The sequence below is a fragment of the Flavobacterium covae genome, from assembly GCF_001534645.1.
In the GTDB taxonomy this organism is placed as follows: Bacteria; Bacteroidota; Bacteroidia; order Flavobacteriales; family Flavobacteriaceae; genus Flavobacterium; species Flavobacterium covae.
In genome coordinates this window covers 1,455,897-1,475,542 of record NZ_CP013992.1, presented here as the reverse complement: position 1 = coordinate 1,475,542, position 19,646 = coordinate 1,455,897, and the positions used below count along the sequence as shown (strand labels likewise).

The 19,646-nt window shown below is 28.9% G+C and carries 19 protein-coding genes; 9 read left to right on the top strand and 10 right to left on the bottom strand.

All coding sequences use genetic code 11. The annotated features are described in order from the left end of the window. Positions 1-166 precede the first annotated feature (166 nt). Together msrB and msrA are read left to right on the top strand one after the other, a co-directional pair. The gene (msrB, locus tag AWN65_RS06600; RefSeq protein WP_060382444.1) at positions 167-682 is read left to right on the top strand and encodes a peptide-methionine (R)-S-oxide reductase MsrB; all 516 of its coding nucleotides are present in this window, start codon (positions 167-169) and stop codon (positions 680-682) included. A gap of 4 nt (positions 683-686) precedes the next feature. After that, complete coding sequence (gene msrA / locus AWN65_RS06595; RefSeq protein WP_060382443.1) at positions 687-1,295, top strand: peptide-methionine (S)-S-oxide reductase MsrA; 609 nt, start codon at positions 687-689, stop codon at positions 1,293-1,295. Positions 1,296-1,480: 185 nt separating this feature from the next. Here msrA and AWN65_RS06590 read toward each other — a convergent pair whose 3' ends face one another. The 7 genes from AWN65_RS06590 to AWN65_RS06560 form a co-directional block, all read right to left on the bottom strand. Next, positions 1,481-2,044 carry a DUF4494 domain-containing protein gene (locus AWN65_RS06590; RefSeq protein ID WP_060382442.1) on the bottom strand — a complete coding sequence of 188 codons (564 nt, stop codon included), beginning with the start codon at positions 2,042-2,044 and terminating at the stop codon, positions 1,481-1,483. Positions 2,045-2,156: 112 nt separating this feature from the next. Next, a complete protein-coding gene (locus AWN65_RS06585) occupies positions 2,157-2,894 on the bottom strand; it encodes a shikimate dehydrogenase family protein (RefSeq protein ID WP_060382441.1) in 738 nt (245 codons plus the stop codon). Positions 2,895-2,906: 12 nt separating this feature from the next. Continuing rightward, positions 2,907-4,307 carry a tetratricopeptide repeat protein gene (locus AWN65_RS06580; RefSeq protein WP_060382440.1) on the bottom strand — a complete coding sequence of 467 codons (1,401 nt, stop codon included), beginning with the start codon at positions 4,305-4,307 and terminating at the stop codon, positions 2,907-2,909. Positions 4,308-4,522: 215 nt separating this feature from the next. Continuing rightward, positions 4,523-5,815 carry a TIGR00341 family protein gene (locus AWN65_RS06575; RefSeq protein ID WP_060382439.1) on the bottom strand — a complete coding sequence of 431 codons (1,293 nt, stop codon included), beginning with the start codon at positions 5,813-5,815 and terminating at the stop codon, positions 4,523-4,525. Positions 5,816-6,131: 316 nt separating this feature from the next. After that, entirely contained in the window at positions 6,132-6,860 is a 729-nt protein-coding gene (locus tag AWN65_RS06570) for a DUF4184 family protein (protein ID WP_060382438.1), read from the bottom strand. 182 nt (positions 6,861-7,042) lie between these two features. Then, positions 7,043-7,495 carry a nuclear transport factor 2 family protein gene (locus AWN65_RS06565; RefSeq protein WP_060382437.1) on the bottom strand — a complete coding sequence of 151 codons (453 nt, stop codon included), beginning with the start codon at positions 7,493-7,495 and terminating at the stop codon, positions 7,043-7,045. A gap of 681 nt (positions 7,496-8,176) precedes the next feature. After that, complete coding sequence (locus AWN65_RS06560; protein ID WP_060382436.1) at positions 8,177-9,715, bottom strand: DEAD/DEAH box helicase; 1,539 nt, start codon at positions 9,713-9,715, stop codon at positions 8,177-8,179. Between the two features lie 193 nt (positions 9,716-9,908). Between AWN65_RS06560 and AWN65_RS06555 the strand changes: the two genes are divergently transcribed. Both AWN65_RS06555 and AWN65_RS06550 read left to right on the top strand, forming a co-directional pair. After that, on the top strand, positions 9,909-10,187 hold the full coding sequence (locus AWN65_RS06555) for a DUF3817 domain-containing protein (RefSeq protein ID WP_060382435.1): 279 nt from the start codon (positions 9,909-9,911) through the stop codon (positions 10,185-10,187). A gap of 1 nt (position 10,188) precedes the next feature. After that, on the top strand, positions 10,189-11,448 hold the full coding sequence (locus AWN65_RS06550) for a mechanosensitive ion channel family protein (protein ID WP_060382434.1): 1,260 nt from the start codon (positions 10,189-10,191) through the stop codon (positions 11,446-11,448). A 265-nt stretch (positions 11,449-11,713) separates the two neighbouring features. On the opposite strand, the gene AWN65_RS15185 is transcribed toward AWN65_RS06550, so the two are convergent. The 3 genes from AWN65_RS15185 to AWN65_RS06535 all read right to left on the bottom strand — a co-directional run bounded on the left by AWN65_RS15185 (position 11,714) and on the right by AWN65_RS06535 (position 15,271). Continuing rightward, entirely contained in the window at positions 11,714-13,075 is a 1,362-nt protein-coding gene (locus AWN65_RS15185) for a hypothetical protein (protein ID WP_063744209.1), read from the bottom strand. 146 nt (positions 13,076-13,221) lie between these two features. Continuing rightward, entirely contained in the window at positions 13,222-13,596 is a 375-nt protein-coding gene (locus tag AWN65_RS06540) for a YchJ family protein (RefSeq protein ID WP_060382433.1), read from the bottom strand. 73 nt (positions 13,597-13,669) lie between these two features. Then, the gene (locus AWN65_RS06535) at positions 13,670-15,271 is read right to left on the bottom strand and encodes a class I SAM-dependent methyltransferase (protein WP_060382432.1); all 1,602 of its coding nucleotides are present in this window, start codon (positions 15,269-15,271) and stop codon (positions 13,670-13,672) included. Between the two features lie 108 nt (positions 15,272-15,379). On the opposite strand from AWN65_RS06535, the gene AWN65_RS06530 reads away from it, so the two are divergent. From AWN65_RS06530 to trxA, 5 genes are all read left to right on the top strand, one after another. Further along, positions 15,380-16,006 carry a Crp/Fnr family transcriptional regulator gene (locus tag AWN65_RS06530; RefSeq protein ID WP_060382431.1) on the top strand — a complete coding sequence of 209 codons (627 nt, stop codon included), beginning with the start codon at positions 15,380-15,382 and terminating at the stop codon, positions 16,004-16,006. 66 nt (positions 16,007-16,072) lie between these two features. After that, on the top strand, positions 16,073-17,494 hold the full coding sequence (locus tag AWN65_RS06525) for an MBL fold metallo-hydrolase (protein ID WP_060382430.1): 1,422 nt from the start codon (positions 16,073-16,075) through the stop codon (positions 17,492-17,494). Positions 17,495-17,580: 86 nt separating this feature from the next. Then, positions 17,581-18,993: an MBL fold metallo-hydrolase gene (locus AWN65_RS06520; RefSeq protein WP_060382429.1), complete on the top strand. Its 1,413-nt coding sequence runs from the start codon at positions 17,581-17,583 to the stop codon at positions 18,991-18,993. Between the two features lie 8 nt (positions 18,994-19,001). Further along, on the top strand, positions 19,002-19,202 hold the full coding sequence (locus AWN65_RS06515; protein WP_060382428.1) for a hypothetical protein: 201 nt from the start codon (positions 19,002-19,004) through the stop codon (positions 19,200-19,202). After that, on the top strand, positions 19,195-19,497 hold the full coding sequence (gene trxA, locus AWN65_RS06510) for a thioredoxin (protein ID WP_060382427.1): 303 nt from the start codon (positions 19,195-19,197) through the stop codon (positions 19,495-19,497). The genes AWN65_RS06515 and trxA overlap by 8 nt, the downstream gene beginning before the upstream one ends. Positions 19,498-19,646: the final 149 nt, after the last annotated feature.

Here is a 19,646-nt window from a genome sequence, read left to right as displayed (position 1 = left end):
GTTTAGATTAGGTGTCCTTTTGGACACCTTTTCATTTTTAATAAAGAGCTTACTTTAAATAAAAAGCAAAAATATTCTGTTAAAAATTAATCAGATGTAATTTAGTTAACATTTAATTCATTAAAATACAACTACCTTTAGTTTATAATATAAAAGAAAAATAATTATGGTTAGGATTCTAAAAAAAGGAGTTTTGTTTTTATTTCTAATTGCATTAAATTATACAAATGCTCAAAACGGAAAAATTAAAAATCCATATTATTCCCATACAGCTACTAATAAATTAAAACTAACGGATAAAGAATGGAAAGATATTTTACCAGAAAATTTGTACCTAGTCTCTAGAAAAGCTGATACAGAAGCGTCCTTTACGGGTAAATATTGGAATTATACTGGAAAAGGCACTTATTATTGTGCTGCTTGTGGAAATACATTATTTCGGTCAGATGCTAAATTTGCAAGTTCATGCGGATGGCCTAGCTTTTTTGAACAAGTTAATAAAAAGAGCATTGTTTTTAGAAGTGATAAATCACACGGAATGGATAGGATAGAAGCACTGTGTGGTCGTTGTGAAGGACATTTAGGTCATTTGTTTGATGATGGTCCTGAACCCACAGGAAAACGTTATTGTATGAATTCAATAGCCCTAGATTTTGAACCTGATTCTAAAAATAAAAAATAAGAAAATGAGAAAAATAGCAATTATAATTATAAGTTTTTTTAGTACGATAGGTTCAGCTCAAAAAACAAAATCACAGATTGAAACCATTACGCTAGGAGGTGGTTGTTTTTGGTGTATAGAAGCCGTTTTTGATAACCTAGATGGTGTTATTTCGGCTGAATCAGGCTATTCAGGAGGAAATATTTTAAACCCAACTTATGAAGAAGTATCTACAGGAGAAACAGGTTTTGCAGAAGTAGTTCAAATAAAATATGATACTACTAAAACTAATTTAGACGAAATTTTTAAAATATTTTTTACAGTGCATGATCCAACGACGCTAAACCGTCAAGGAGCTGATGTAGGATCTCAATACCGTTCAGTTATTTTTTATACCAACGAAAAACAAAAAAATACAGCTAAAGATCTTATTACAGCACTAGAAAAATCAAAAGCTTACAGGTCTAAAATTCTAACTACTCTAGAACCATTTAAAGGTTTTACTAAGGCTGAAAATTATCATCAAAATTATTATGAAAATAATAAATCAAAAAGTTATTGTCAATACGTTATTCAACCCAAATTAGAAAAATTTGAAAAAGTTTTTAAAGAGCGTTTAAAGAAAAAAAAGTAATATGTCATTTGCTTCGCTTATTCGAATGAAGACCTTAAGGTTATTTTTGTTCTTTGATCGACTAAAGCGAAGCGATTTCAATGAATTTAAATGACAAACACTTTGTACTCCATATATACCAATATGTCTGAAAAAAGAGTAAAAAAACTAAAGAAGATTAATCAGTATTTTTCTTGTAATAAATATTATTCCTGATACGCTGATATAATTTCATTATCAAATTCCATGTGATCCGTTGTTTCTGAATGTGTTTCAACTTCAGATCTAGAAGTTTTAAGTTTATTAAATCGTTCTACTGCTTCTAGGTCATTTTCATCACCACTAAAATAAGGGAATACATCTACAATAGGAGATTCTGAAATAGCAGGAATAGTATAATCTCCCATCGTATTTTTCATAGCTATTTGTGTATTATCATACGCTTCACGTACATCATTTGCTTGTACTAATAAGTATAAATTAGTCTTTCTTTCTTTTCCGCTTTCTTCATCATAGACTATTAAAGAAACTTTTGAACGAAACCATCTATCTGTATTTTCAAAAGGATGAATTTCAGCGTAATTGGCTACTTTAATATTTGTTATTTTAAATTCCTCATTAAGATAAGACATCATTTCTTGTGTAATTCTAGATTCCGCTTCGGTATAAGATAGAGCATCGATTAAATAAGGTTCTGTTGTGACTTTTTGGATGCCATTTTCGTCTATTTTTCTAAATTTTACTTTGCATTCGTACCAAGTTGCGCTCATAATTTTATATTTTAAGGAGGGCAAATGTACTTTTTTAATTCTAAATAATAAGATGTTTGAGATGATATATACTACTGGTTTATAAACAAAATTTTATAGTATTTATAATTTTTTATGTATTCCAAATTTTCCAAGCTTTTTCAGCTTGTAACACTAACATCTCATAACCATTTTTAATGATAGCGCCCTTTTCTTCAGCTTTTGCAAGAAAAGTAGTTTTTTCAGGATTGTAAATTAAGTCGTACACTAGATGATTAGAAGTTATGAACTCATAGGGAATCGTAGGGCAGTCTTGAATATTAGGATATGTTCCTAACGGGGTGCAATTAATTATTATAGTGTATTCTGTCAGTATAGAATTATTTAATTGATCATAAGTGATTGTATCATTAAATTGTTTTCTTGAAACAAATAAAAAATCAATTTCTAGGCTTTTTAAAACATAAGCAATGGCTTTTGAAGCACCTCCTGTACCTAATATTAAGGCTTTTTTATGATGATTTTGAAGTAGAGGAGTAAGTGATTTTTGAAAACCATAAAAATCAGTATTATGTCCAATCAATTTTTTATCAGAAGTAATTTTAATAGTATTTACAGCTTCAATGTTTTTTGCTATTTCTGAAAGTTCATCTAAATAAGGTATGATTTCTTCTTTATAAGGAATCGTTACATTTAAACCTATTAAATTAGGTTCATTGATAATTATCTCTTTAAATTCATCAATTTTTTGAATATCATAATTATCATACGAAAATATGGAGGTTAAAAATTCATTTTGAAATTTATTTGTAAAATAATTTCTAGAAAAAGAATAAGAAATATTTTTACCTAGTAATCCTAATTTTTTCATAGAATAGTTTTTTTACTGTAACTCGTCATATTTGGCTATTGTTTTTTGAACTATATCTAAATCAAATACCACAGGAAATAATTCTTGTAAAATACTCTTCATTTTAAGATTATGATGTAAAGCATTTGTTAAGTGATATAATCCTTTAGTAGGATTGTTTAAAGTATAATATAAGCCTGCTAAACGGTATTCTATTTCGTAATGATCTAAAAATAAAACATTTGCTTTTATTAAGGTTTCTACAGAAGCTTGAAGATCACCAATAAATAGTTGTGTGTCAGCCCAAAATAGAATGGTTTCTAATTGGGTATCTCCTAATTCTACTGTTTTTCTATATCCTTCTTCTGCTTCTTCAAATAGTTCTAATTCTTTATTTATAGAGGCGTATCGTTTCCAGTATAAAGGATTTTCTGCATCTATACCAAGGGCTTTGTTTACATAATAGAGTGCTTTTTGAAAGTTTTCTTGGCGTATATAGAAATCTGTTATGGCAATCCATCCTTTATCTAATAAAGGATCTTCATGTACTGTTTTGTTGTAATAATTTAGGGCTTCTGAATCATTGCCCATTTTTTCAAAACATTTACCTATCCGTAATAATGCATAGGAGGTTGGATCTTCTAATCGAATGGTTTCTTGATAGTTCCAGATGGCTTCTTCATAGCGTTCTAAACGTTCAAGTGCTTTGGCTTTTTCCATATAGGCTCCCATAAATTGATCGTCAATAACGGTTGCATAATCAAATGCTATGTAGGCTTCTTGGTAGTGTTTTATAGTTGAGTTTAATCTACCTAGTTGGTGCCATGCAATTTCGCTATAAGGATTTGTGTCTATATAGTTTTGTAAAAAGGTAATGGCTTCTTGATATTGTTCTAGAAATTCAAAACAATAGATGACGTTGTAGAGTCCGGATTGTTCTTCGGGTTCTTCTTCTAAACAAGCTATAAAGTGTGTTTTGGCTAGTTCTAGTTCATCCATGAATAAATATTCCATGCCTAAAAGGTTATGAACATCAGCATAGTCATCTGTGTATTGTAAGGCTATTTTTAGAAACTCAACGGCTTGTTTATGATCGTCTCGTTTAGAACAAATGTTTGCTTTTTGTATAAAAATTTCTTCATTTGTGGGTTCTATAGCGTATAAATCATTAAGTAGCTTTTCGGCTTGTTCTAGTTTGTCTTCAAATAACAACATTTCTACTTGGACTAACTTTAATCCAAAGGATTTAGGATGTTGTTCTAGTCCTAGTTTTAGGGCTTTTTTGGCTAGAATAGGTTTGCCAATATCCATATAATGGAGGATGATATCCTCAAATTCTTCTGAATCAAAAAATAAAATTTTATTGGTTTTTAACATTGATTCAAATTTTGATAAGGATAAACTGTAATCTTCTTCATCGTGACTCAAATCCATACTCCTAAGTTTTTATTATCCTTACTAAAATAGTAAAGTTAGCGTTTATAATGGGTTAAAAAACGATTTGTTTTGAACAATTTAGTCAACAAAACAAATAGGTTTTTGCTTATTCTATGCCTTTAATTTTGATTGTTAATTGGGGCTATTTCATTAGCATCAATAATAGTGCCATATTTTTTTATGTTTTTGAATGTGAAAAATAAAAAGAGATGTTATTTTTTTACTAATTCAATATCTTGTGTTTGTAATTTTTGACTCAACCATTTTTTTATTTTATTTGTGTCAATTGTATTATCATCACATTCATACAGTAAAACAGTAAATGTTTTTTGTTCATTCGTATTTGTATCCATTATATGTTTTCCTAATGATACATTTTTTAGTTCAGGAAATAAGATAGCAATTTCTTCTAGAGTTTCGTTATTTGAAATTTTATACTCATTTAATTCTTTTTGTAATTTATTTATTAAAAGATCTTTTTGACCAGATGTTTTATTTTGAATTCCAATTTCATTCAAAATTTCATCTTTTAAATCTTTTGGATCTTGTTTTATTTCTATTATAGTATTCTTAATATCGTATTTAGAAAGTCTTTCATTTAGTAATTTAGTTTCATTTTCATTAAATTTTTTACTTAAAAAAGCCAGTTCTATTGTTTTAGGAGTGGTATTATGTTTTGTTTTTTTATAAATAATTGTATAGCCTTTATTTGTTAATTCTTGCGTTAAAAATTCTTCTATTTTTTGGTTATACTTATTTTCTTGAAGTAAGCTATATGCCATATAAAAACTAGGAATGATCATAATCAAAATAAGAATTGAAATACCGTAACGTATTTGTTTTTCAAATTTCTGATTGAGTGTTTTTATGGGGTTGTAATTCAGGTATTTAAGTACTAAAAAGGTTGAGATACAGATAAAAAAGCAGTTGATAGAATATAAATAAATGGCTCCTAAAAAATAAGAAAAATTACCAATAGCAAGTCCGTGTCCTGCAGTACAAAGAGGAGGCATTAATGCAGTAGCAATAGCTACCCCTGGTATTGGATTGCCTTTTTCTACTCGAGTTATTGCAATAACGCCAACTAAACCTCCAAAAAAAGCAATGAGAACATCGTAAATATTTGGAGATGTTCTAGCAAGTAATTCGGAGTTTGTATCCTTAAAAGGACTAAAGTAAAAATAAATAGTTGCAACAGTTAAACTTAATATGGTAGCAATTAATAAATTTTTGGAAGATTTTTTTAATAGTTCGAAATCATAAATAGCTAATGAAAAGCCAGCTCCTACAATAGGTCCCATTAAGGGGGAAATAAGCATTGCACCTATGATTACAGCTGTAGAATTTACATTTAAGCCAACACAGGCAATTACTATTGCACAGGCCAATGTCCATAGGTTAGATCCTCTAAAAGAAATATTAGATTTTACAGTTTCTAAAACTTTTTCTTGCTTTTCTTCACCTTTATTTAAATTGATAAAGTCGTAAATTTTTTTCTCAATCATCTGCTATTTATTATAATTTCCTATTAGTTTTATGAAGTTAATGTTTTGTTTTTAAATACTACATTAGGATGAAAGTCAAATATATAAAAATGCTTTTAAATTTAGCTTTAGAACCTTAATTTACTAAAAATACTTAATAAAGACTTTGAGTAAGTTCGTATAAAACGCTAAAATTTAAAATTTTGTAAAAGAATGTAGGCTTCAAAAAAAAGTATTTTTTAGAAAATATGAGTTTTGTTATGAGCAAGGTATTTAAAAAGAATTAATATTCAATATTGGGAAGTTAAAGCCTATGACAAAATACAATTTACATATCCTAGCCTTTTTCTTTATTAAAAAAGAACGGAGCGATTATTATTCCAATCATTCCTGATGTAATCAGACTTACAATTATATTTCCAATTAATTTTGAGTTTTCGCTAGTGATTGTGTTTAGCGTAAAAATTGAGAAAGTAATTAATATAACCATAATCCAATACTTTGGATTTATTTTGTTTTTAAAATTTTTGATTTTTGGCAGTTTACAAATGCTAATGACAATGGTTGTTGCTCCAATTAACGTACTCAGATGTTGTAATATTTTAAATGTTTTAATGGAGGATTTATTAATTTCTATTGCTTTTGATAATTGAGGAATGGTTTTTACAAAAAAACCATCGTGATGTGTAAAACCATCCCAAAAGATGTGAGAAATAGCTCCTACGAGAATTGAAATTACTATGATTTTCCAATTTTGTAAAAAGTGTTTATTCCAATTAACCTCTTTTATATTTAAAAATCTTTCACTTAATATTTTAGGTAAATTTTTGTACAACTGATTTTTTACTTGATTATGAAAAATAAAAGTGAGTAAAATTCCTAAGGGTAAATCAAACCAAAATATGCCAAGAAGAGTATGACTAAAGTTACTTTTAATCCTCATTCTTAGGAAGTATTCAAAATCGGGTGTCAAACTACCAATAATCAAGCCTGTTAATGAAATCCATTTTTTTGGTAAATAGTTTAGAGGTAAAATTATTGCGGGATGCGAAAAAGTAAAAGGCATATTTTCTTTTTAATATCAATTTTTTTGTTGGTTAAATATTAGTTCATTTTCTATAATAGAAAACAAGAAAAATTACAAAAATAAAAGAAAAGTTAAAGTTTAGATAAAAGAATGCTATATTTTGATTTTTAAACTTTTATCTATTTTAAATGAAACTATTTCTTGAGTTCTAAATATAGGTCTTAATGTTTATTAATATTATGATATTGCCATAAAACATTTACCAACGTCCATTTTCCATTTAACTTTACGATGTGCATATAATCAATCCATTCGTCTGCAATTAGTTTTATAGAAGCAGTACGATTTGAAACGTCTAGGAAAAGAATTTCTTTTTTTGGTTTTTCGGGAAATTGATCTCCTTTTTTGTTATATGATTCTGCAATTAATATCATAGACTCAGTAGTGGTTTCTCTTAAAAAATCTTTTCCTGTAGATTTGTCTTTCCAAAAAGTTCTTTTTACCATTCTGGGATGTAGTGCATTTTCCATTTGTAAAGGATTTGGATTGTGTTGTGCTTCTATATAATCTAAAGCTACTTTTTTTATATCTAAACTGTCTTGCTTGGTTTGTGTACAGCATAGAGTTGACATAAATAAAAAAGAATAGTAAATAAAGGGGTGTAGAAGTTTCATAAGAATATTGAATTAAGTTGTATTTAATTAAATCAAGATTATATGTTAGGTTTTATGATGAAGATAGATAGAATGAAGAGAAAAGCACAGATGTAATTTTACTACATTGGATGCAAAAAAATAAGGACTTTTCTAAATTCAAAGTCATTTTTTATCTGCAATAAACTTTAACACTTAATTTGTGTTAAAGATATAATAAAATACGTTTTGAGAAAATATACTTGCTTTTGTTAAAGCAAATAAAAATGATGAAATAATAAAAGGTCTAATAAATAAGGGCGGTTATTTGAATAAGCAATGCTTAAAAAATTAAGATGAGGGAAAGAAATTGTTTTTATGCAACATACAGTTTGTCACTCCTACGTAAGGAGGAGTGACATAATCAACATTATGTGGTTTCTTCCTTTGGTAGAAGATGACAGGATTGCGAACTTTTTGGACAGTCTCAAGGATAAAAAATGGTTTTATAAGGAATTGTATATGTCAAATGAGGCTAATTTGAATAAAAATAGCCTAATTAAAGATGGGGTAAAATTAAGTTAAAAGGAGTAGGGGATTTACATAAAGTACCTTTAATGACAAGAAGAAGTTACATAAGGTTGAAAATGTGACTTCTTCTGTCGTAAAAAAAAGGCAAACTAATATAAAAATATTATTTTTTTAAGATTCTAGTAAGTAAAACTAATCTTCCATAGCAAACAGGCGTTCGCGATATAACTTACCAATGGCAACTTGTAATCGTGTTTTATAATCATCTACTAACCATTCTCGATAGTTTTTAGTAGAGTTAGCTAAGCATCGACAAAATATTTTTACTCTATATTCAATATCTTCTATAAGATATTTGGCTAATTGTTTGGCTTCATTTAGTTCTTCGGCATTATCTACGCACATACTTGCATGATTTAGAATAGAATCATCTATGACTACTTTTGGGCGTAAATTTTTAGCAATTGCTTTATTGAACTCTTCTTCTATATCAAATTCGACATTTAAAGTGTTTTTAAAACGTTCGCGTACATCAGCAGGCATTTCGTATTTAAAATAGCGTTCAATTTCAGCGTCACTACGTAAATTTTCAATATAATATTCTGGGGTTTTAAAAATATGTTGCCAATCTATAGGATCATCCCATAAACCAAATCGCGCAGCATTATTACCTAAGTCTATGATACTAAATTCATATTTGTTAGGTAAACGTCTAGAACCACGACCGATCATTTGAAAATAAAGGGTCAGAGATTTAGTAGCTCGGTTAATGATGATTGATTCAACAGTTGGTTCATCAAAACCAGTAGTCAAGATACCTACAGAAGTAAGTACAGCATTAGGAGTATATTTAAACCATTTTAAAATATCTTTTCGTTCTTCGTTACTAGTTGTATTATCTAGATGGCGTATATCGTAACCAGCTTTTTTAAATGTTTCATAAACATATAAAGAGGTATTGATTCCATTATTAAAAATTAAGGTTTTTTTGCCTTTTGATTTTTCTTCATAAGCACTCAATAATTTAGATTGCATATCTAATTGAGAGTAAAGTTCATCAGAAGACTTTACGGTATAATCACCATTAATACCTACTTTTAAGCTTGATAATGTTACATCATAACTATAGGTAGTGGCTTTTGCAAGGAATCCATTTTCAATTAATTTTTTAATAGGATCCCCCACAATGAGCTCTTTATAATTTTCATACATAGGGAGTTCTATATTAGAACTCAATGGAGTAGCAGTAACACCTAGAATGAAAGAATTTTTAAAACGATTTAATAATTTTCGGAAAGAGTTATAGTGTGCTTCATCTATAATAACCAATCCTACATTATCAATTTGTAATAAATCATCATTTAAACGATTTTTTAAAGTTTCAACCATGGCTACAAAGCAAGAAAAATCATCTTGATCGGGTAGGTCTTTTACTTTTGAATTGATGATTTTATTTTGTACTCCAAAGTTACTTAACATTTTAGAGGTTTGTTTACATAACTCAATGCGATGTGTGAGTACTACTACCTTTTTTTGATGGGTTTCTATGTAACGACGTACAATTTCAGAAAATATAACCGTTTTCCCTCCGCCTGTAGGTAATTGATATAAAAGGCGATAATTGGGAGAAGTATTATCCATTCTATCAAAAATAGTATTGATATCGCGTGATTGATAATCATAGAGTGTTTTTTTATTCTCAAATACTGTTTCTATATCGCTTTGCATCATACCTTTTTTGAAATTTTTGCAAAATTACATTTAAAAAACTGTTTATAGATATTTTTTTTTAGAAATTAATTTTATATAAATTTTAACTTTCCAAAAAAAAGTATGGAATATAGTTTAGCTGATAAACTTTGCTTTTCTTTGCAAAAGAATACTAGTTTACTAGAAATGATTTTTTTAATTAAAATAAATTTAAATGTTTAAATTCTTTCGAAATATTGCCTTGCTAGAAGGGGTATCTTACATCGTTATAATGTTGAATATGTTAATGATAAAACCATTTAATTTAGCCTTATATAAATTTCTTTTATTTCCTGTAGGTATGAGTCATGGAGTTCTTTTTATTTTGTATGTACTTTTGGCATTTTTTTTGCAAAGGCAATTAAAATGGAATTTTAAAACAACAATAATAATTTTATTAGCTTCTTTAATTCCTTTTGGGACATTTTATATAGAAAAAAAATATCTGAAATAATATGTTTGAAAAAACTGAAAAAATATTTGGCTGGTGTTATAAATTTTTTAAAAAATTAGATTTTAATGATACACTGGCATCCTATTTAGGATTAGCCATTAATATTGTAATACTCAGTTTTATTGTTTATATAATATATCTATTTTGTCGATTCGTTTTAGTTACAGGGATGGCAGTAGTAGCTAAAAAAACTAAGACAAAATTTGATGATTTGCTGATTTCTAATGAAACAGCAAAGTATATGTCGCATTTAATTCCTCTGATTTACATTTATAAAACAGTTCCCATTATATTGAATGATTTTACCTCATGGGAAACTATTTTTGGTCGATTAGTAGGGGTTTATATTGTTTTATTAACTCTATGGATTACAAATTCTACATTAAAAGCAATAAGAGATCATCTGAAAACAAAAGCGGAATATGTAGATAAACCTATAGATAGTTATGTTCAAGTTATTATGATTATGCTTTGGGGGTTAGGAATCATCATAATAGTAGCTAAAATTTTTAATGTTAGTACTGATACGTTAGTCAAAACTCTAGGAGCTGTATCAGCTTTGATAATATTAATATTTAGAGATACTATTTTAGGTTTTGTAGCGTCTGTTCAAGTTTCAGCTAATGATTTGATTCGGATAGGAGATTGGATTACAATGGATAAATTTGGTGCTGATGGTGATGTTGTTGAAATAAATCTAACCACATTAAAAGTTAGAAACTTTGATCATACTATTACAACTATTCCTACTTATAGTCTTACTTCTGATAGTTTTAGGAATTGGCGTGGTATGATTAATTCTGAAGGGAGAAGAATCAAAAGACATATTTTAATAAAAGCTAATTCTATCCGATTTATACGAGAAGAAGAATTGGAAGAATTTAAAAGAATACAATTACTTAAAGATTATATAGAAAGAAAGCAAACGGATATTAAACGACATAATTCATTGCATGAAATAGATAAAACTTTATCTATTAATGGAAGAAATTTGACTAATTTTGGTTTGTTTAGGAAATATTTAACTAAATATTTAGAAAATTATCCAGGATTAAATAAAGAGATGATTCTTCTTTGTAGACAATTACAGCCTACGCATCAAGGTATTCCTTTAGAAATTTACGCATTTTCTAATGATAAACGTTTTGAAAACTATGAATATATCATGAGTGATATATTTGATCATATTTTAGCTTCTGTAATTTATTTTGATTTACAAATTTTTGAATTACCTGCAGGAAAAAATAATTTAGGAACATAACAAACTAGAGTTTTGTTGTAATCTTAAATTTCTAATTTACTATTATGAATCAAAAAGGGCTATCTAAAGAATAGTGTTTTTATAAACATCTTTAGATAGGCACATTCAGAAGTAACCTCACTTTTGTAAAAAAATAAAACAATGACCCATTTTGATTTACAAATTTGGGTCATTTTTGTTTTTTAAAGGATTCAAATGTTTAAAAATAGGTTTTTGGGTCGCAACACGACGCACGTTCCCCTATGATGCTGGTCTTACATTTTTTTTATGCTACTAAAGTTTGCTGTTGTAGATAAATCCGTCTCCCTATTTCTAATGCATTGGCTGTGTGAATGCCAAAGAAAATCCAAAGGATCTCACTTTTTTGGGTTTTGGCTTTGATTTTCTTGAGATGGTAATGTTCCTTCTCCTTGCCAAAACTTCCTTCTAGTCGAGTAGCTCGTTCTTTCTTGATGTGTTGCGCTAAAATTTTGCGTTGTTCTTCATTTTTTCCAGCTTTTCCTTTACGTACAAAATCGGTTTGGATAGTATTGGTAGACGTGAAGGTTCGATTTTTATTGGTAGCATAAATGGCATCGGCTCCAAGTATTTTTACTTTTGTTTTAGTTAAATTCTGAGCGCAAAAAACACTGCTTTGCAGACGAGTTCCTTCGTTGAAAGCTCGATATTGAATGTGTTCGATGAAGTTAATGCCATCGATTTGAATTTTGTTTACTTTGGCTCCAAATTCAACTTGCTTTACTTCTTTCCCGCGAACAATTGGGCGGATATAACTTTTGCTAATACTTACAATCCTGTCTGGAACACTTTTACCAGTTTTAAATATCTGAATTTGTTGTTTGTATACTTGTTTGATAATCAGGCGCTGTTTGCTATATTTTGTAGTGGCTTCAAACGGATTTTGTGCTTCAATACGGCTAAGTTCGCCATTGAGTTTGTATAATAATTTAAGTAAACCTCGGGTAACTTTTGTGCGATGTTTTGATTGTTTTTTTCTCTTTTTTGAATATTGATTGTATCGCTTACACCAATCTAAATATTTAGTTCTTGGTAGTTTTATTTTAAACAAATGACACAAAGCTTCCATTTGCTTATAATTCCACTGTACACACTCCCAAAGCAATTTCTGGTTCGTAGGAAAGCGTACTTCACTCTCGTAACAAGTAGCATCCGTAAGCATTTTATCTAAATCTCCCATATAAGGAATCCAGTTCTTAGCTAGTACTTCTTGAGCTTTGCCAATGGTTAAAGTCTTGGATAGCTCCATTCTGATTTGACTCACGATTTTAAAGTTTTTCAAAGGTTTATCAATCGGAATCAGAATATCACAAAAAAATTGCATAAAGATATTTCCATTGAGAAGTTCAATCAACTTTTTATCCGAACAACCGTAGTAGTTTTTAAGCATCATCAGAGCAATTTTGCCTTTAGGACTAAAATAACAATGAGTCCCTTTTTGAGAATCTTTCAGTTTGAAGGCTTGAGCAAGCTCTGAAAAAGGCATCGAAAGATAAATTTTACCCAAATCTGTTTTTAAAAATTGGGCGTAAAAACCATCAAAATCTTTATTGATAGTAAAAAATGGAATTTGGTATTGAAATTCGCTTAAACGTATTATTTTTGGCATAGCATTTAAAGAAAAACCCCGTTTTTGACTCTTTTTGAGCAATTTCGGGGTTTGTTTCTTCTAAAATAACACTTATTTTGTTGATATGCAAGTGTTTGGGTAATTATGAATGTGCCTAGATAGCCTTAATTTACTTTATTTAAAAACTAACCTATTTTTCCTTCTACATAATACCAGATTCCTCCTTGCTTTTTAAAAGTAGATTTTTCATGATGACAATGTGATTCAAGCTTATCATCTGTATAGTACGCTTTGAACTCAACATTTTGTTCACTTACTTTTAGAATTTCTAATTTTAACCAGTTATTTTCAGTAGCCCAAGTCATAATGTTCTTTCGGTTATAAAATTTTCGAGTACTAAGATGAGTAGTATTAAGCAAATAATCTACTTGATGGGTACAGTAAGCACTATAGCGAGATCGCATTAATTCTTCAGCTGTATTGGGTTTTTTAGTACCTAATATAAAAAGTTCACAGCATTCAGAATATGTTTTTTTTGATCCACAAAAACAATTTTTCATTTTGTTTTAAAATTATATGTTTTTAACCTAGATTACGCGTTATGTTTTGTTATGATGTCTAGGTTTGAAATAATTATTTACCCTTTAATAAATGAATACTTACTGTAGCATAATCTGTATCGGGAAAACGTTGTGTAAAACGTTTATCAGAATACAACCCTACTTTTTGAGCTATTTTAATAAATTCTTCAATTTCTAGTATATATTGATCAGATAATCCATGTGTTACATCATAAGCAGTTGCTGGTGTTTTTCCTATATTTTTAGAAACAATATTTGGGTTTACAGTATGAAGTTCAATTAGTAATAATCCGAATTTTTGAACGTATTGAGCCCATTTATCAAGATGTTCATAAAGATTTGCTTCTACAAGGTTATTTGATAATTGTCTTCCTCTATAAGAAAAAGCTCCTGATGAAGTGCTGATTATGTCGTAATCTTTTTTAGGATCATTCCAAATTCTATTATGATCTAAGAATGTACGAACGTTTAATAGTTCATTTAACTCAATATTGTAATTTTCTTTTAAATCTTCTGCTAATAGGTCAGGATTGCCAATATCTCCCCAAATTACTTTAGCCCAAATATCAGCCTTAATTAGATTTGCCCTAGTAACCTTTAAAGCAATTTGATTATAATCAGCTCCTACTAAGAAAAGAGGATATTCTTCTAATATTTTACCACGCATTGTTTGTCTTTCTATAACATTAAAAATGTGCTGTAAAAAAGCACCGTTACCGCATCCCATATCTAAAATGCCTTTAGGTTGTTCAGAAATAGGACGATTAAAAAGTTCTATTATAATTTCATCAATTACTTTAAAATACGTGCTATGTGCACCTCCGCTACCCCAAACATTCATTTCTCTATTTACATGTATTTCAGCATCGTTAATAGCAATATCTCGTAATTTGTTAGGATTCCCAAATAATAACATTTCAATATTCTTTAACATAGGTAGATAAGAAACAGTTACTCCATAGGCAGAGGCTCTTTTAGCATAAAAAAGACCTGATTCAGTAAATTGATATTTTCCTTTTCGTTCTATGAACCATCCTAATGAAGTGAAGAAATCAAGCATAATATTGAACGCTTCGGGTTCTTTGTGAAATTCATCAGCACTAAATGAAGTTTCCATAAAATATTTGTGAAACATACCTGTCATGCCTAGATTTACAATTAAAGGACCTACTAAAAATCCTTCTAAATGTTTTATAATCTGATATTGTATTTTACCTGCTTCAGAATTTAGATCAAGAGAATGAATGTCTATTTTTTGAAACTTTTCAAATAAAGGGGCTAATATAGAAATAGTATGCTCGTTAATACTATTGGAAGTGAAAACATCAGTTAAAAATAATGTATGAGCTATATCTTCGTATAAATAAAAGAAAGAAAAAGCTAACTCTGTTGCATTATTTGTTTTAATATATACTTCATTTTGAACGTTATCCACAAAATAATCTATAAAACCTTGTGAAGCTAAAGCTCTTAACCCAACATTTAAATAGCCTTCATTTAAATTAAAATCTTCCTTTAATTGATTTAATGTAATGTCTTTTTTTTCAATGATATAATTTGTTATATTTTTTTCTTTTAATAGAGCCGCTATAGGTAAAATTACAATACCATCTAAATGCCTAAAAATAGATTCTCTTAATTCTGTTGTGTTCATTATTAGTTTATTAAGGTTACTTGCACAAAGTAGTAAATTTTAATGAATTTTTAAATTTAAAAGATGAGATAAGTAACCTATATTTGTATTGTGTTTTTTTAATTTTTTATGAAAGATATAATCAAGCTAAATTTTCCCAATTTTAATCCTCAGTTAATAGAAGAAATAGAAGAAAACGCGTATATACAGAATATGAAAGCAGGTGAAACAATAATGCGTTCAGGTCAGTTTATTCGACATACCGTTTTAGTTGTAAAAGGGAAGATAAAATTATACCGTGAAGATGATGAAGGAAATGAATATTTTATGTACTATCTCCAGCCAGGACAAGCCTGTGCTATTTCTATGATTTGTGCTACTAAAGAAGAAACGAGTGCTTTAATGGCTAAAGTGGTTGAAGATGCAGAACTTATTATGATTCCTCTTGCATTAATGGAAAAATGGATGAGTAAACACCGTTCTTGGTATGAATTTGTTATTGAAACTTACAGAAGTCGCTTCGAAGAAGTGTTAACGGTGATAGATAACATAGCTTTTAAAGCAATGGATGAACGCTTAGAGTTTTATTTAAAAAGACATCGAGATGCTTGTAATTGTAACGACATAAAACTCTCACACCAAGAAATAGCATCCGAACTAAATACTTCCAGAGAAGTGGTGTCGCGTTTGTTAAAAAAAATGGAACAACGAGGTTTAGTTAAGCTATATCGAAGCCATATTGAAATCAATTTCTAAGAGCTGACTTTTGTCAGCCTTTTTTTTAAAATCGTATTTTACCTTTGCTTTTTTGATAGAAGCACAATGAAAATAGAACAAATCTACACCAAATGTTTAGCTGAAGCTTGCTATTATATAGTTTCAGAAGGTGAAGCCGTTATCATAGACCCCTTAAGAGATATACAACCCTATTTAGATCGTTTAGAAAAAGATAAAGTTGTTTTGAAATATATTTTTGAAACTCATTTTCATGCTGATTTCGTTTCTGGACATTTAGAATTAGCTCGTGCTACAGGTGCAACTATAGTAATTGGTCCTACCACCACAAAAACAGGATACCCATGCCACATAGCATTTGATAATGAGATGTTTTTATTTGGTAAATCATCAATTAAACTAATTCACACACCAGGACATACTTTAGAAAGTTCTTGTTTGTTGTTAATAGATGAAAATCAGTTAGAAAAAGGAATTTTAACAGGAGATACTCTTTTTATTGGAGATGTAGGAAGACCTGATTTAGCTCAACATGTTATGACAGAGTTAACACAAGATAAACTGGCTCGTCTATTATATTATTCATTACGAAATAAAATTCTTCCTCTTCCTGATCATTTAATTGTATATCCTAATCACGGGGCAGGTAGTGCTTGTGGAAAAAATATGAGTAAAGAAACCACAGATACATTAGGTAATCAAAAAAAAGTAAATTACGCCTTAAATCCTAATTTAACAGAAGAAACGTTTGTACAAACCGTTTTAGATGGGTTAATGCCACCACCGCCTTATTTTCCTAAAAATGTATTACTAAATATAAAAGGATACGAAAGTTTATACTCAGTAATAGACAGAAGTCATAAAGAAATAGATATAATACAATTCGAAAAATATATAGAAGAAGATCCTACAATTCTACTATTAGATGTTCGAAATTCTGATCAATTCGCGAAAGGATTCATTCCTAACAGTATTAATATTGGATTAAATGGAAATTTTGCACAATGGGTAGGAGAGCTAATACCTAATATAGAACAAAAAATACTACTAATAACAGAGAATAAAGAACAATCTTTAGAAGCAATCATTCGCTTATCTAGAATAGGTTTTGATCAAACGATTGGTTATTTAAAAGATGGATTTAAAAGATGGGTGAGTTGTAATAAACCATTTCATACGATTCAAAGGATAAAAGCAATTGAGTTAAGTACAATCCTAAATAAAAATTCATATATAATAGATGTCCGTAAGATAAATGAATATAATTCTCAACACATAATAAATAGTATAAATATTCCACTACATCAATTAGAAATAAAATTAGATAAAATTCCACGAAATAATACGTTTTTTATACATTGTGTAGGAGGATACCGTAGCATGATCGCAGCCTCTATACTATATAAAATAGGAATTACAAATTTTATAGAAATTGAAGATGGTTTTAACGGAATAAAAAATACAAAAATTACATTATCTGATTATTATACTCAAACATGTATGCTTTAACTAATATATATAAGGGAAAGGTTTGTAACTATTATCACTATTTGTTATAAAAATAAATAGTACTTTTGTAAACCAAATTGATAATAATGCAGATAGAACAAATTTATACAGGTTGCCTAGCCCAAGGTGCCTATTATATTACTTCAAATGGTGAAGCCTTAATTGTGGATCCTTTGAGAGAAGTACAACCCTATTTAGATCGTCTTAAAAGAGATAATGTTGTTTTAAAATATATTTTTGAAACTCATTTTCATGCTGATTTCGTTTCAGGACATTTAGATTTGAGTAAAGCTACAGGAGCGCCTATAATATATGGTCCCACTGCGAAACCAGAGTTTGACGCAATCATCGCGCAAGATGAACAAACATTTTTAGTAGGTAATATTACTATTAAGGTTTTACATACCCCAGGTCATACTATGGAGAGTACAACTTATTTATTAATAGATGAAAATGGAAAAGATCATGCTATTTTTTCAGGAGATACTCTCTTTATTGGAGATGTGGGACGACCTGATTTAGCACAAAAAGCAGCTAATATGACACAAGAAAAATTAGCAGCAACATTATTTCATTCATTAAGAAGTAAAATTATGCCACTTGCTGATGATGTAATAGTATATCCAGCCCATGGAGCTGGTAGTGCCTGTGGTAAAAATATGAGTAAAGAAACTATTTCTACAATAGGACAACAAAAACATAATAATTACGCTCTTCGTTTTGATATGAAAGAGTCTGAATTTGTTGCTGAGGTTTTAGATGGATTAACTCCTCCTCCTGCATATTTTGGAATGAATGTAGCAATGAATAAGAAAGGATATACAGCATTTGAAAAAGTACTAAATAATGGTTTGAGATCTTTGTCTGCCCAAGAATTTAACGATTTAGCAGATAGAAAAGCAGCAATTGTTCTAGATACAAGACCTCCTTCCATATTTTGTTTAGGTCATATACCTCAGTCCATTAATATAAGTATAACAGGAGATTTTGCTCCTTGGGTAGGCACACTTATTGCAGATGTAAATCAACCTATTCTTATAGTTTGTGAAGAAGGAAAAGAAGAAGAAACAATAATAAGACTTAGTAGAGTAGGTTTTGATAATCTTTTAGGGTATTTAAAAGGAGGAATTAATGCGTGGAAAGAATCAGAAAAAGAAACAGACCAGATTAATAGAATAAAAGCAGAAGAATTTGCTCAAAAAGTAAATCTTAAAACAGATAAAATCATTGATGTTCGTAAAGAAAACGAATACCAAGCAGAACATCTAGAAGACTCTTACAACAAACCACTTGCTTATATTAATGATTGGATAAGTAGTATTAATCCTAATGAACATTTTTATATACATTGTGCAGGAGGCTATCGTAGTATGATTGCAGCATCAATACTACAAGCCCGAGGCTATCGAAATTTTACAGAAATAGAAGGAGGTTTCACAGCTATTTCCAAAACTGATCTTCCAAGAACTGATTTTGTCTGTAAGAGTAAAACCTACTAAATTTAGATATGAAACGATTTTTTTTAAATTGGAATATAATCCGTTTTTTTCGTTTAGCATTAGGAGTTTTTTTAATATTCCAAGCATTCGAAACTCATCAGTGGATTTTTTTAGGATTTGCAATATTCTTTTTATTTCAAGCAGTTTTTAATTTGGGATGTACCTCAAACACTTGTCAAATTCAATTAGAAGATAAAAAAGATGAATGATTCATTTTTAAATATTATTAATAAAGATAAACCTGTATTAATTGACTTTTTTGCTACTTGGTGTGGCCCTTGCCAAATGTTAGCTCCCATTTTAAAAGAAGTAAAAGAAATATTAGGAAATGAAATTGATATAATAAAAATAGACGTAGATAAAAACCAAGAATTAGCAAGAAAATATCAAATAAGAGGAGTTCCAACTCTAATACTCTTTCAAAGAGGACAACCTATATGCCGTCAATCAGGATTACTTCAAAAAAATGAAATTATAAAAATGATAAAAGATAAAATCTTATAAAGTTATGTTAAAGAAGCATTTTTCTACTATTTTAGATAGTATATTTGATCTTGTAGCAAGTTACTATTACTACTATTATAAGTAGGACATCGGAAACTTGTTATATTACCTCTAGGCTTTAAAACTAAATTTATGTAATATTTTAATTA

Coding starts and splice junctions, on each gene's coding strand:
- msrB (WP_060382444.1), top strand. CDS start 167: ATGGTTAGGATTCTAAAAAAAGGAGTTTTGTTTTTATTTCTAATTGCA.
- msrA (WP_060382443.1), top strand. CDS start 687: ATGAGAAAAATAGCAATTATAATTATAAGTTTTTTTAGTACGATAGGT.
- AWN65_RS06590 (WP_060382442.1), bottom strand. CDS start 2,044: ATGAGCGCAACTTGGTACGAATGCAAAGTAAAATTTAGAAAAATAGAC.
- AWN65_RS06585 (WP_060382441.1), bottom strand. CDS start 2,894: ATGAAAAAATTAGGATTACTAGGTAAAAATATTTCTTATTCTTTTTCT.
- AWN65_RS06580 (WP_060382440.1), bottom strand. CDS start 4,307: ATGGATTTGAGTCACGATGAAGAAGATTACAGTTTATCCTTATCAAAA.
- AWN65_RS06575 (WP_060382439.1), bottom strand. CDS start 5,815: ATGATTGAGAAAAAAATTTACGACTTTATCAATTTAAATAAAGGTGAA.
- AWN65_RS06570 (WP_060382438.1), bottom strand. CDS start 6,860: ATGCCTTTTACTTTTTCGCATCCCGCAATAATTTTACCTCTAAACTAT.
- AWN65_RS06565 (WP_060382437.1), bottom strand. CDS start 7,495: ATGAAACTTCTACACCCCTTTATTTACTATTCTTTTTTATTTATGTCA.
- AWN65_RS06560 (WP_060382436.1), bottom strand. CDS start 9,715: ATGATGCAAAGCGATATAGAAACAGTATTTGAGAATAAAAAAACACTC.
- AWN65_RS06555 (WP_060382435.1), top strand. CDS start 9,909: ATGTTTAAATTCTTTCGAAATATTGCCTTGCTAGAAGGGGTATCTTAC.
- AWN65_RS06550 (WP_060382434.1), top strand. CDS start 10,189: ATGTTTGAAAAAACTGAAAAAATATTTGGCTGGTGTTATAAATTTTTT.
- AWN65_RS15185 (WP_063744209.1), bottom strand. CDS start 13,075: ATGCCAAAAATAATACGTTTAAGCGAATTTCAATACCAAATTCCATTT.
- AWN65_RS06540 (WP_060382433.1), bottom strand. CDS start 13,596: ATGAAAAATTGTTTTTGTGGATCAAAAAAAACATATTCTGAATGCTGT.
- AWN65_RS06535 (WP_060382432.1), bottom strand. CDS start 15,271: ATGAACACAACAGAATTAAGAGAATCTATTTTTAGGCATTTAGATGGT.
- AWN65_RS06530 (WP_060382431.1), top strand. CDS start 15,380: ATGAAAGATATAATCAAGCTAAATTTTCCCAATTTTAATCCTCAGTTA.
- AWN65_RS06525 (WP_060382430.1), top strand. CDS start 16,073: ATGAAAATAGAACAAATCTACACCAAATGTTTAGCTGAAGCTTGCTAT.
- AWN65_RS06520 (WP_060382429.1), top strand. CDS start 17,581: ATGCAGATAGAACAAATTTATACAGGTTGCCTAGCCCAAGGTGCCTAT.
- AWN65_RS06515 (WP_060382428.1), top strand. CDS start 19,002: ATGAAACGATTTTTTTTAAATTGGAATATAATCCGTTTTTTTCGTTTA.
- trxA (WP_060382427.1), top strand. CDS start 19,195: ATGAATGATTCATTTTTAAATATTATTAATAAAGATAAACCTGTATTA.